Raw genomic sequence first — 12,683 nt, forward strand, 5'->3', positions numbered from 1 at the left:
GTTCTAAGCCAACAATTATAGTCTTCTTTTGATTTTCCTTAGCTACTGATTTAGCCCATTCTTCAAACATTTTAAATCCATGTGAAGTATTTTCAAAGGGTTGTACTTTACTAAATTCTATACCCCTGTAATCAAATGCTCTCGCATATTGAATTTCCTTTGCGATATCAATTCCTATAACTAAAGTTTTTTCTGTAATTGACAAAATCTTTTCATTTTGTGTATAATTCATATTGAGTACCTCCACTGATAATTTTTAATTAGGGATAAACGTTCGAACGTCTTATACCCCGTATTTTATCAGCAGGTGCTCTTTTTTTCAAATTTCATTTTACTTCATAACAGGAATGCTCCTCGTATAAAAATTCAAAACAAACCTAGGTATATTTTACCATATATTATTGAAAACGTGTGGGAAAATGTGAATTTTTTTTTAGATAAGTTGGAAGAACTAGAAGAGTTGGAAGATTTGGCTTGATATAAATGAAATAAATGAGTAAACTAAGAGTAGTAAAAAATTTTGGAGGTACATATGAATAAAGAAAAATTATTAATATTAGATGGACATAGTTTGATGTATAGAGCATTTTTTGGGTTGCCACAGTTTACTAATTCAGAAGGACTTCACACAAATGCAATATATGGTTTTATAAATATGATGTTAAAGATTAAAGATGAAATTAAGCCGGATTATATAGTGACGGCCTTTGATAAAAAAGCTCCTACTTTTAGGCAAAAGGATTTTGCAGAATATAAGGCTGGAAGAGAGAAAATGCCTTCTGAATTAAGAGAGCAATTTCCTATTTTAAAGGAAATTTTAAAGGATATGGCTATCAATATTTTTGAAATTGATGGTTTTGAAGCGGATGATATTATTGGTACTTTATCTGTTTATGCAGAGGAAAATAATATAGAGGTTTATATTGTAACTGGAGATAGGGATGCACTTCAACTTGCAACAGATAATGTTAAAATTGTAATCAATAAAAAAGGTATGACTGACAAAACAATTTATGATAGAAATAAAATGATAGAGGAATATGGGGTTACGCCTATTGAATTTATAGATTGCAAAGGTCTTATGGGTGATAAGTCTGATAATATACCTGGAGTACCAGGGGTGGGAGAAAAAACAGCTTTTAAATTGATTAAAGAGTATGGGTGTATAGAAAAAGTTTTAGAAGATGTGGAAAATATTAAAGGCAAAAAATTAAAGGAAAACTTGATTGAATACGCAGAACAAGCTATTTTAAGTAAAAGATTAGCTACAATTGTAACTAATGTTCCTATAGAAATGTCTTTGGAGGATATAAAGTCAAAAGAGGACTATGATGTTACCAAAGTTAAAGAAACTTTTAAAAAATTGGAGTTTAAATCTTTATTGAGCAGATTTGAAAGTGATAATAAGGAAGATTCTAATGATATAGCGGAAATAAAACCAGAAGAAAACAGTGTTTCTGAAATTGATGTGGAAATTTCAATTAAGAAAGTTCAATGCGAAGAAAGCTTAATGGAATTAACAGAAAAAATAAAAGATTTTAAAGGTGTAATTTTTGTTTCTTTTTTTTATAATGATGAAAACTTTTTTACAAAATCAGATTTCACCAAAATTTATTTGAAATTTGAAGAAGAATATTATGAAGTGAATAAAACTGAATTAAATAATTTGGAGAATGGTGAAAAAATCAAAATAAAGTTTAAAAAATTAGCTGAAAGTATTTTTCAAAATACCAATATAAAGATAATATCTCATGGAACAAAGAATGCTTATAAAATCTTGAGAAAAATAGATGTAGATTTTAATAATTGTTTATTTGATATGGAAATAGCAGCTTATCTTTTGGAGCCAGCTAGAAAATCTTATGATTTGTTGGATTTGTTAGAGAGTTTCTACAATGAAGATCTTGAGAAATTTGTTTTGAGAAATACAAAGGACAAGGATTTAGATGAGGAAGCTATTATTACAAGAAATGAGAATAGAGAAATTTTAACAATAAAATATATGGATAAACTTTATGAGTATTACCTCGGAAATATTAAAGAAAAAGATATGAATTCCCTTTATTTTGATGTGGAGCATCCATTAATAAAGGTGTTAGGAGAAATGGAAGCCAACGGATTTAGAATTAATGAAGAAATTCTAAATGATTTAGGGGTAAAATTAAGCTTAGAGATAGAAAAAGTTGAAAAAGAAATTTATGATATATCTGAAGAAAAATTTAATATAAACTCTCCTAAACAATTAGGAAAAATATTATTTGAAAAATTAGATTTGCCAGTAATCAAAAAAACTAAAACGGGATATTCTACAAATGCAGAAGTGCTAGAAAAATTAAGAGATAAACACCCTATTATAGATAAAATATCTCATTATAGACAAATAACTAAATTAAATTCCACTTACGTAGAAGGTTTAAAAAATGTAATTGAAGAAGATGGAAAGATACACACTACATTTAATCAAACTGTTACTACAACGGGAAGACTTTCAAGCACAGAACCTAATTTGCAAAATATACCTATAAAATATGAATTGGGGAGAGAAGTTAGAAAAGTTTTTGTGTCGGATAATCCAGAAGATATAATTTTATCAGCAGATTATTCGCAAATCGAATTAAGAGTTCTTGCTCATATATCTGAGGATGAAAATTTTATAGATGCATTTGTTCACCATAGCGATATTCACAGAAAAACTGCGGCAGAAGTATTTAAAGTACCTTATGAAGAAGTAACATCAAAGCTTAGAAGTAATGCCAAAGCAGTTAATTTTGGTATAGTTTATGGCATAGGGCCTTTTAGCTTATCAGAGGATTTGAATATTTCTAGAAAAGAAGCGAAGGAATATATAGAAACTTATTTTGAAAGATATCCTAAAATTAAAGGCTATTTTGATAATGTTATTAAAAATGCAATTCAGGACGGATATGTTACTACTATTTTAAATAGAAGAAGATTGATACCAGAGATTCAAGCTTCAAGTAAAATTGTAAAAGCTTTTGGAGAGCGTTTAGCAATGAATACTCCTATCCAAGGATCTGCAGCGGATATTATTAAATTAGCTATGATAAAAGTATACCATAGGCTTAGCACGGAAAAATTAGAATCTACTTTATTGCTGCAAGTACATGATGAATTGATTTTAAATGTTAAAAGACATGAGTTAGAGAAAGTAAAAGACATTGTTAAGGTTGAAATGGAGAATGTAATAAAGCTTTCAGTACCTTTAGAAGTTGATATGAACACAGGGGAAAATTGGTATGAAACAAAATAGTTTTAAAGGGAAAATGATTAAAGTTGGATTGACGGGTGGCATAGGAAGTGGAAAAAGCACCATTTCTAATATGATTAAGGAAAAGAATATACCTGTAATAGATGCAGATATAATTTCTAGAGATGTACTTAGGCTTTATCCAGAAGTGCTTATAAATATAAAAAGTACTTTTGGAGCTTGCTTTTTTGATGATGACAAGCAACTTAAAAGGCAAGAATTTGGTAATTTTATTTTCGAAAAAAAAGAGAGAAAAGAAACTTTAGAAAAAATTATTATTCCTTTTATAATAAAGGAAATAAATGAAAGAGTTCTTGAATATGATAAAATAAACACAGAAATTATTGTTATTGATGCGCCTACATTAATAGAACATGAATTACACAAAACAATGGATGTGAATATTTTGGTTTGGGTAGACAAGGAAACTCAAATTAATAGAGTTATGATAAGAGATAGCCTTACCAAAGAAAATACTATTAATAGAATTAATTCTCAGATGAGTATGGAAGATAAAAAAACTTTTGTTGATTATATTATAGACAACTCAGGATCAAGGGATTTATCGGTAAAACAATTAAACAATGTTCTGATAAACATTAAACAGAATTTAATAAAGGTGAAAAAATGAAATTTCTTAAGAGAATAATAATAATTGGATTAATGATCTTGGTAGTAGGCATTAGTGGAAAGAGTATAGCTAAGTATTTCTATCCTTTAACTTATTGGGAGTGGGTAGTAGAGTATTCAGAGCAATATGAAATTGATCCTTACTTTGTTTTTGCCATAATTAAAGCGGAAAGTAACTTTAATTATAATGCAGAATCACCTAAAGGAGCTAGAGGTTTGATGCAAATTATGCCTGATACTGCTCAGTGGGCAGCCTCGCTAATGGGTACTGAAGATTACTCGGATGATAAACTTTTTCAGCCAGATTTTAATATAAAATTGGGTTGTTGGTACTTAAATAACTTAAAAAAAGAGTTTGGCGATAATAACAAATTAATTTTAGCAGCATACAATGGTGGTAGAGGTAATGTTAATAAATGGCTAGATAATGAAGAATATTCTTTAGATGGTGAGGAACTTCATAATATACCATTTGGAGAAACTGATAAATATATAAAAAGAGTAGAAGTAAATTATAATGTATATAAATTTCTTTATTGTCAAGGAGAATTTAGAGATATTTTAGAAAAAATAATCTCTCAATATTTCAGATAATTAGTTGACATAATTGGGTTTCGGTGTATAATAATTATATACTTAAATACATGAATTAAATGCAGGTGTGGCGGAATGGCAGACGCGCTATCTTGAGGGGGTAGTGAACAAATGTTCGTATGGGTTCAAGTCCCATCATCTGCACCAAAAGATTCCACTTGAAATTTTGAAAAAAGTTTGCTATATTAAATATAGAGAGAAACACAAAAATTAAATAGTTAAAATTTCTGGATTATGCGTGAGCTCTTGTATTGAACCTACAGTTCAAGCAAGGGAGTTCAATATTTTGATGATAATATGAACTTATTATGAGACCCTTAGACGGCTTTTAAGAGATAGATTCACCATTGAGAACACCCACCTATCACGAGGATAGGTGTCAATTATAGGGTAGCGGTTTTTCGGAGATATTATATGTATTTTGAAGAGAAGGATTTATTCCTTCTCTTTTGTTTTTTTTTTTTTTTTTTGAATGTAAAAATTAAAATCTATATGAAATAGGTCATAAAAAATAATGGGTTTAATGGTATAATATCTACAAAATATGGATAGAAAAACAGGCTAGAAAAAACTTTGACAGCTTTCAATCAAAATAAAAATTTAACAAAAAAATTAATAATAATATATTTATATAGAAAATCATTACTGTCAGATTACAAAAAGTGATAAAATATGTTATAATAAGGGGGTATATTAAAAAAAGGGTAAAAGTTGAAGGGTTGGAATATAGCTAATGATTAAAAATAAAATAAAGATAATTAATTACTTTATTGTTCTTATAATTGTAATAATGATAATTAGTATTTTTTCGGGTTTAAAGGTGAAGGCAATTCATACCAAAAGAATTCTTTTGATTAGTTCATACAACTATAGTTTTCCCACCTTCCAAAATCAAATAGAAGGAGTGAAATCTCAACTTAATTCTTCTGAAGTTTTAATTGATGTAGAGTTTATGGATTTTAAAAGATTTGAGACGGAAACTAATTTATCTAATTTTTATAATTCCCTTAAATATAAACTAGAACAATTAGAAAAATATGAGTTGGTGATAGTTACCGATGATAATGCTTTAGATTTTGCAATGGAATATAATGAAGAATTATTTAAAGATACTCCTATAGTGTTTTTAGGTATAAATAATCATCAAAAGGCAGTTAATGCATCCATAAACCCTAATATAACAGGTGTTGAAGAGTGTATATCGATGTTTGACACAATAGATATAGCAACTAAATTGAATAAAGGTGCAAAAAAGATTATTGCTCTTTCAGATGGAACCGAAACTAGCAGGTCGGATTTGGAGCTTTATTATACTACCAAAAAAGAATTCCAAACTTATGAATTTACTGATATAAATTTAAGTGAAATGACTTTTGAAGAGTTTTATGGAGAAATAGAACAAATAAATAAAGATGATATTGTATTACTTTTATCAGCTTATACAGATAAGTTAGGCAATGATAAAAGTTTTAATGAAAGTTTAGAGCTTATTAATGAATCTTGCCAAGCTCCTATTTATCATTTATGGGAACATGGAATAGGAGAAGGTGTTTTGGGAGGAAAGGTTATTAGCCATTATGAACAAGGAAAAAGGGCTGGAAAAATAGTTAATAGCGTGCTTAATGGTGAGTCTATAAAAAACTATCCTTTAATAACAGAAGAAAATAATAAGTACATCTTTGATGTAAAAAAATTAGAAGAGAATAATATAAGTATGAATTTATTACCTAAAAATACTATTTTAATAAATGAAAAAATTTCTTTTTACGAAAATAATAAAAAAATAGTGAATAGAATAATAGCTTTGTTTATATTTTTATCCCTACTAATAATATACTTAATGACTAATATACATATTAGAAAAAAACATGAAAAAGAGTTACTTAATAAAAATGAGGAATTAAATGATACTTTTCAAGAATTGGCAATATCACAAAATGAGCTAAAACGTCAATATTCAAAGATTCACAAATATGCTTATTATGATAATTTGACAGGTCTTACTAATAGAACTAGTTTGAAAATTAAATTAAGAAATCTAACTCAGATTAAAACAGATTATTTGAAACAATTTGCAGTGATATTTTTAGATTTGGATAATTTTAAGTTTGTTAATGATTCTTATGGACATTCTATAGGAGATAAAGTTTTGAAAGAGATTGCCAAGGAATTAATTAAGTTAGATTTGGGAAATTCATCAATTTACAGGTTGGGTGGAGATGAATTTGTACTAATTTTAGAGGATTATCAAGATACTTTTGATTTGAATTATAAGACTGATAAATTAAGAAAAACACTTGATAGAGCAATAGATATTGAAGGAAATAAGTATTTTATAACAGCTAGTATAGGGGTGGCTATATATCCGCAAAATGGGAAAAATTATTCCGAATTATTGAAAAATGCAGATGCGGCTATGTATAAGGCGAAGGAAAATGGGAAAAACTGTAGTGCTATCTATGATGAATCTATTAATGCTAAATTGAATAGAAACATGGAAATACGTAGTGAATTAGTAAATGCTTTCACTTACAAAGAGTTTTTTCTTAATTTTCAACCTCAAATTGACATAGAATCCGGAAGAGTTTATGGATTCGAGGCCTTAATTAGATGGATTAACCCAAAATTGGGTTTTGTATCTCCGGGTGAATTTATTGAAGTGGCTGAAGAAATGGGAAGGATAGTTCAAATAGGTAATTGGGTTTTAAAAGAATCCTGTATTTTCTGTAAAAAGATTAATGAAAAATATGAGAACAAGTTGATTATTTCAGTGAATGTTTCTGCAGTTCAATTGATGCAGAAAGATTTTCTTGAAAATATAAAGAATATACTTGAAAAAACTGAAGTGGATCCTAAGCTTGTAGCTATTGAAATCACAGAAACAGCAGTCTTGAAAAATTTTGATTTAAATAGAGCTAAACTTGAACAAATAAAATCTATGGGAATAAAAGTTTCCTTAGACGATTTTGGGAAAGGATATTCTTCTCTTTATTATCTTAGAAACTTACCTATTGACACATTGAAAATAGATAAATCATTTATAGATGATATAATAACAAATGATAATGAAAGCACTATTAAAGATTTAACTGAATCTATTATTTTAATTGCACATAAGGTGGGGTTAAAGGTAATAGCAGAAGGTGTTGAGATGCCAATGCAGTTAATGAAATTAAAGGAGTATAAATGTGATTTTATGCAAGGATATTATGTAAGCAAACCTATAGAAGAAAAATTGGTGTGCGAATTCTTGAAAAAATTTGAAGAAAATAAAGGAGAATACAAAATATGGAATTAAAGGTATTTATGAAAAACATTGAAGAGCCAATAATTTTTAGCGGTGATAGAATAGATGTTTTAGAGTATGAAAGGCAAGGAATTTTATATCAACAAATTAGATGTTTTAAAAAAGGATTTAGTAAAAGTGAATATATAGAAAAAGAAGGAATTAAAAGAATCGAAAAAAATTAAAACCTGATTAAAATAAATTGATTTGTATTTATTATCGAACTATATACAAAAAAATATAAAAAATTATACATATTATACAAAAGTAGTAGTATAATAGTAAATGTAAAGAAGTTTATTTAATGGGGGGTAATTTTATGTACTGCACAATGATACATGAGAACATTACAGATTCAGTAAAAGAAATCTGCAAAGAAAAAAACATAAAAACTTTAAAGAAAATTCACATCACAATTAATCCAAGCTGTAGTTTTACAAAGGAGTCTATCAAAGAAGAATTAAAATATAATTTGCCACATATTAACTTTGATAGAATGCAAATAATTTTAGATAGTTCTAAAAATATGGACAAACAAGCAGTGATAAATAGTGTGGATGGGTATTAAGTTTTATCAAAGATGAAACTAAAAGAGATGGTGTAAATTGAAATTTTATTTAATACTTAAAGGATAGCTTAGGCTATCCTTTATTTATGTGGTAACAAGATAAAAATAAATATTTGATATTTTATAATAATTAGTAGTATAATAAATTAATAGTTGAGCTGGGATACTATAATTAAGGTAATATTGCTGAAAGGATGAGATTTTATGAGTTTTAAAAAAGTTAATGAGCTAGATGATACTTCAGTTGAAGGCAAAAAATCTATTCTAGTATATGGATTCAATGAAGAAGAATTGATAAAGGTTAAAAAATTCACTGGTGAAATGAAAATTGAAGAAATAATTTATGTAGATAAAAACATGGTGCAAAACACTTTAGGAGATTTAGCTCTTGGTAATGGAAAAGTATCAAATGTATTTAATAATCCAGTGATTATAGAAAAAGTAGTGGTATTTAGTAATTTATCAGATAAGAATATATACGATTATGTGAATGGATTTAAAAAAGAAATTGGGATTAGACCTATATTTGCATCAATAACAGTCCATTCAATAAAATGGAAATTTTACGATCTTATACAAGAATTAATTAAAGAAAAAGAAGAAATGAAAAAAATAAGTCCTAAATAGACTTATTTTTTTTTCATTAACACTTTACAAATTTAGCGCGCTAAAGTATAATAAAGCAGAAGAAAAGAATATATTACAATTAAAACTAAGGAAATGAATTTAGGGGGAAGTATTATGAAGAAAAAAATAGTTTTGGGTATTGCAATTGTATTATCAGTAGCAAGTATATTTACAGCATGTAGCAAAAGTGAAAATTCTGGAGAAGATGAGTCTTTGAAGTATGTTCAAGAAAAGAAAGAATTTATATTGGGATTAGACGATAGTTTTCCACCAATGGGATTTAAAGATGAAAGTGGAGAAATTGTTGGATTTGATATAGATATGGCTAAAGAAGTTACAAGTAGAATGGGTGTTGAACTAAAATTACAGGCCATAGACTGGGATTCAAAGGTTTTAAGTTTAGATAAAAAAGATATAGATTGTATTTGGAATGGACTTACTATTACAGAAGAAAGAAAAGAAAATATTGAGTTTTCAAATGCTTATTTAGAAAATAGACAAGTAATTATAGTTTTAGCAGATTCAACTATTGATACTAAGGCAGATTTAAAAGACAAGGTAGTTAGTGTACAAGCTGGTAGTAGTGGTAAAGACGCTGTTTCAGGTGAAAGCGATGTTTTGGATACATTTAAAGAATTAAGAGAATTTTCTAACTATACAGAAGCTTTGATGGATTTGAGTGCAGGAAGAACAGATGCTGTTGTAATTGATGAGATAGTGGGAAGATATTACATGAGCAAAAAAGCTGGAGAGTACAAAGTTGCTTCTGAAGATTTTGGTGGAGAAGAGTATGGAATAGGATTTAGAAAAGGCGAGTTGCTTTTAGCAGAAGAAGTAAATAAAATATTACAAGAGATGAAAGAAGATGGGACTTCAGCGAAAATATCTGAAAAGTGGTTTGGAGAAGACATCGTTAAATAGCAGGAGGAAAATTAGTGGCATATTTATTAAATATTACTTTATTTATATTAAAAGGTGCAGCTCTTTCACTTAAAATTTATGGAATTACAATACTATTATCAATACCTTTAGGGGTAATATTTGCACTAGGTAAAACATCTAAAATAAAATGGATTACAAGCATTATTACCGCTTATACCACGGTTGTAAGAGGAACACCTTTATTGTTGCAATTATATTTCACTTACTACGGATTATCTGTTATAGGCATTAGTTTAAGTCAATTTACAGCAGCAGCAATTACGTTTATTTTAAACTATGCAGCTTATTTCACAGAAATTTTCCGTGGAGGATTGGAATCAATTGATAAAGGACAATATGAGGCTTCAAAGGCGCTAGGGATGGATTATAAACAAACAATGACTAGAATAATTATCCCTCAAACTATAAGAAGAGTACTTCCATCTATGAGTAATGAAGCTATAAATTTGGTGAAAGATACAGCTTTGGTGACGGTAATAGGTATGCCAGAAATTATGAAAGCTACTAAAGAAGTGGTTAATAGGGATTTCACTATTGTCCCATTTGTTGTGGCTGGAGCTATTTATTTAACACTAACTTTCTTTATAGTAATAGTTTTTAGAAAGCTAGAGAAAAGATATTTGATAGAGGATTAAAAATATAGAAAAGAATAAACTTATAGCTGGGAAATTTCTAGTTATAGGTTTATTTTTTTAGATTAATTTAAAATTTTATTAGTAAATTAAATTATTATTATTTTCTATTTTTAGAGAAAATATGATATATTTATATTGATAATAATTATCTTGACGGAAGGTGACTTAAATGAAAAAAGTAAAAAATTTGTTTTTATCAGGGCTTGCAGCAAGTGTACCTATAGCTATTACTTATTATATTTTAAAAACAATATTTCTGTTTATAGATTCCTTTTCCAAAAAAATTATAATTTTTGTATTTGGAAAATACTATATTGGACTTGGTTTCCTACTGACAATAGGAATTATTCTTTTGATAGGATTTGTTACTAGCAATGTAATAGGTAAGAAAATATTTGATTATTTTGAACGAGCAATAAATAAATTGCCTATAGTTAACTCAATATATGCATCAATTAAAGAACTTAGTAAAACTTTTTCTTCATCATCAAACAATAGATTTTCAAAGGTTGTAATGGTTGATTTTCCTAAAGATGGTATAAAAAGCATGGGTTTTATTACTAATGACAATATTGCTATAAATGATGAAAAGAAAGTGGCAGTTTTTATACCAACAACACCTAATCCTACAAATGGATTTTTGGTTTTTGTAGATATAGATTCTGTAGAGAAAGTTGATATAACGGTTGATGAAGCTATTAAAACTATAATATCAATGTCTACCTTAGCACCTGAAGAGTTTACATCAAAAGAAAATAAAATAAAATAGTATTTATATTAATAGTAGTGCATAAATTTAATTATAAAGAAATTTATATGGAGGTTTGTGTATGGATTCAGATTACAATGAAGAGATGGAAATGAATGAAGATTTTGATAGTATGTATGAAATGATGCCTATGCCCATGATGCCTTTTTTTATGTCTAATATGAACATGGGGGATATGGGAAAGGAAATGGACCCGTCAAGAATCAATGCTTATAATTTTCAAAATATGGCATTGAATCAAATGATGCCACAACAGATGGCAGGATATAACATGCAAAGTGGTTTAGATGAAGATATTGCAGAAGATGAAGTTGTGGAACCTATGCGTAAGAAAAAAAAATATGATGATAAATATGATACACAAAGACAAGTTAATATGGTTTTGAGAAGTATTAGGAGGTATAATCCTGGTGTATTTAGATATTTAAATATGTATGGGGTACCTTATGAGGCTTCAAATAAAATTGTTAGAAGAATCATTAGATTAACTCTGATGTATTCAGAATATTAATCATAATAATGATAAAAATCGGTAAGCTTATTTTAATAGGCTGCCTTTTTTTATTATTATGTTTTATGGAAAAGTTTACAAATGAGTATTTGACAAAGTTTGTATATATATATATAATAAATAATATACCATTATAAAGTGGTTGTTAAACAATAGTATTGTAAAGTACTCTTGATAAGAGTTGGTTTTCATAACATTGTTATGTACAAGCTTTAAGTAACGTATGGGAGGAAAAAAATGAATAAGTATTTTAGCAAGATGTTTATATCTTCAATTTTTATTATGGCTGTTACAATTTTTTTGGGTTTGGGATCTGATACTGCAAAAGCAGATATGTTAATGAATAAATCTAAGAGTATGTCTATGTTGTCAACGACTCTTAATTCAGAAAGAGTTTTAATTGTCCCAGAGTCATTAGTTGAACGGACCATGATGTCTAGAGGAAAAACATTAGGAGCTAGCATTGTAGAATATGCTTATAATTTTCTTGGACGACCTTATGTTTGGGGTGCTTCAGGACCTAATTCATTTGATTGCTCAGGTCTTACAGCTTATGTTTATGGTAAGTTTGGGTATAACTTGGGACACTATACGGGATATCAATATGAAATGGGAACTTCTGTTTCAAAAGATAATCTACAAATGGGTGATTTAGTGTTTTTTAATACCTCGGGACCACATTCTCATGTAGGAATTTACATAGGAAATGGTAGTTTCATACATGCACCTTCAACTGGAGATGTGGTTAAAATAAGTAGTTTAAATGATTCGTACTATGGAGCTAAATTTTGTGGTGGCAGAAGGATTATTTATTAAATGATTATATAAACATTGTTGTGGAATTGCCTGAAAA

Annotated in this window: 12 protein-coding genes, 1 tRNA gene, 1 other RNA gene and 1 pseudogene; 14 read left to right on the plus strand and 1 reads right to left on the minus strand. The window is 28.0% G+C overall.

The annotated features are described in order from the left end of the window. Positions 1-232, minus strand: a pseudogene (locus BUB83_RS16145) (IS110 family transposase); the annotation flags it as partial. 300 nt (positions 233-532) lie between these two features. On the opposite strand from BUB83_RS16145, the gene polA reads away from it, so the two are divergent. From polA to BUB83_RS16215, 14 genes are all read left to right on the plus strand, one after another. Next, positions 533-3,271, plus strand: a complete 2,739-nt coding sequence (polA, locus tag BUB83_RS16150) for a DNA polymerase I (RefSeq protein ID WP_073339658.1) — start codon at positions 533-535, stop codon at positions 3,269-3,271. A gap of 13 nt (positions 3,272-3,284) precedes the next feature. Further along, positions 3,285-3,899: a dephospho-CoA kinase gene (coaE, locus tag BUB83_RS16155; protein WP_073339774.1), complete on the plus strand. Its 615-nt coding sequence runs from the start codon at positions 3,285-3,287 to the stop codon at positions 3,897-3,899. Beyond that, positions 3,896-4,492: a lytic transglycosylase domain-containing protein gene (locus BUB83_RS16160; protein ID WP_073339660.1), complete on the plus strand. Its 597-nt coding sequence runs from the start codon at positions 3,896-3,898 to the stop codon at positions 4,490-4,492. Before coaE ends, BUB83_RS16160 begins: the two co-directional genes overlap by 4 nt. A gap of 61 nt (positions 4,493-4,553) precedes the next feature. Continuing rightward, positions 4,554-4,639: transfer RNA gene (locus tag BUB83_RS16165), tRNA-Leu, on the plus strand. A 74-nt stretch (positions 4,640-4,713) separates the two neighbouring features. Further along, positions 4,714-4,904: non-coding RNA, 6S RNA (ssrS, locus tag BUB83_RS16170), on the plus strand. 321 nt (positions 4,905-5,225) lie between these two features. After that, positions 5,226-7,790, plus strand: coding sequence for an ABC transporter substrate binding protein (locus BUB83_RS16175; RefSeq protein ID WP_073339661.1), 2,565 nt, complete (start codon positions 5,226-5,228; stop codon positions 7,788-7,790). Next, positions 7,781-7,963 carry a hypothetical protein gene (locus BUB83_RS16180; RefSeq protein ID WP_073339663.1) on the plus strand — a complete coding sequence of 61 codons (183 nt, stop codon included), beginning with the start codon at positions 7,781-7,783 and terminating at the stop codon, positions 7,961-7,963. Before BUB83_RS16175 ends, BUB83_RS16180 begins: the two co-directional genes overlap by 10 nt. A 134-nt stretch (positions 7,964-8,097) precedes the next feature. Then, entirely contained in the window at positions 8,098-8,346 is a 249-nt protein-coding gene (locus tag BUB83_RS16185) for a hypothetical protein (RefSeq protein ID WP_073339665.1), read from the plus strand. A 204-nt stretch (positions 8,347-8,550) separates the two neighbouring features. Continuing rightward, positions 8,551-8,973 carry a DUF3783 domain-containing protein gene (locus tag BUB83_RS16190; protein ID WP_073339666.1) on the plus strand — a complete coding sequence of 141 codons (423 nt, stop codon included), beginning with the start codon at positions 8,551-8,553 and terminating at the stop codon, positions 8,971-8,973. A 114-nt stretch (positions 8,974-9,087) separates the two neighbouring features. Further along, a complete protein-coding gene (locus BUB83_RS16195) occupies positions 9,088-9,894 on the plus strand; it encodes an amino acid ABC transporter substrate-binding protein (protein ID WP_073339669.1) in 807 nt (268 codons plus the stop codon). A 14-nt stretch (positions 9,895-9,908) separates the two neighbouring features. Then, positions 9,909-10,550 (plus strand): amino acid ABC transporter permease, encoded by a 642-nt coding sequence (locus tag BUB83_RS16200; RefSeq protein WP_073339670.1) that lies wholly within the window; start codon positions 9,909-9,911, stop codon positions 10,548-10,550. Positions 10,551-10,719: 169 nt separating this feature from the next. After that, positions 10,720-11,319, plus strand: coding sequence for a DUF502 domain-containing protein (locus BUB83_RS16205; protein WP_073339672.1), 600 nt, complete (start codon positions 10,720-10,722; stop codon positions 11,317-11,319). 61 nt (positions 11,320-11,380) lie between these two features. Beyond that, entirely contained in the window at positions 11,381-11,830 is a 450-nt protein-coding gene (locus tag BUB83_RS16210; protein WP_073339674.1) for a hypothetical protein, read from the plus strand. Positions 11,831-12,067: 237 nt separating this feature from the next. Beyond that, positions 12,068-12,646 carry a C40 family peptidase gene (locus tag BUB83_RS16215; RefSeq protein WP_073339675.1) on the plus strand — a complete coding sequence of 193 codons (579 nt, stop codon included), beginning with the start codon at positions 12,068-12,070 and terminating at the stop codon, positions 12,644-12,646. Positions 12,647-12,683 lie beyond the last annotated feature (37 nt).

Source organism: Clostridium grantii DSM 8605, from assembly GCF_900129965.1.
Taxonomy (GTDB): Bacteria; Bacillota; Clostridia; order Clostridiales; family Clostridiaceae; genus Clostridium_AF; species Clostridium_AF grantii.

Bases quoted from the DNA above. Each gene is read 5' to 3' on its own strand.
- BUB83_RS16205 (WP_073339672.1), top strand. From the start codon at position 10,720: ATGAAAAAAGTAAAAAATTTGTTTTTATCAGGGCTTGCAGCAAGTGTA.
- BUB83_RS16175 (WP_073339661.1), top strand. From the start codon at position 5,226: ATGATTAAAAATAAAATAAAGATAATTAATTACTTTATTGTTCTTATA.
- BUB83_RS16195 (WP_073339669.1), top strand. From the start codon at position 9,088: ATGAAGAAAAAAATAGTTTTGGGTATTGCAATTGTATTATCAGTAGCA.
- BUB83_RS16180 (WP_073339663.1), top strand. From the start codon at position 7,781: ATGGAATTAAAGGTATTTATGAAAAACATTGAAGAGCCAATAATTTTT.
- BUB83_RS16160 (WP_073339660.1), top strand. From the start codon at position 3,896: ATGAAATTTCTTAAGAGAATAATAATAATTGGATTAATGATCTTGGTA.
- coaE (WP_073339774.1), top strand. From the start codon at position 3,285: ATGATTAAAGTTGGATTGACGGGTGGCATAGGAAGTGGAAAAAGCACC.
- BUB83_RS16210 (WP_073339674.1), top strand. From the start codon at position 11,381: ATGGATTCAGATTACAATGAAGAGATGGAAATGAATGAAGATTTTGAT.
- BUB83_RS16190 (WP_073339666.1), top strand. From the start codon at position 8,551: ATGAGTTTTAAAAAAGTTAATGAGCTAGATGATACTTCAGTTGAAGGC.
- BUB83_RS16215 (WP_073339675.1), top strand. From the start codon at position 12,068: ATGAATAAGTATTTTAGCAAGATGTTTATATCTTCAATTTTTATTATG.
- BUB83_RS16185 (WP_073339665.1), top strand. From the start codon at position 8,098: ATGTACTGCACAATGATACATGAGAACATTACAGATTCAGTAAAAGAA.
- polA (WP_073339658.1), top strand. From the start codon at position 533: ATGAATAAAGAAAAATTATTAATATTAGATGGACATAGTTTGATGTAT.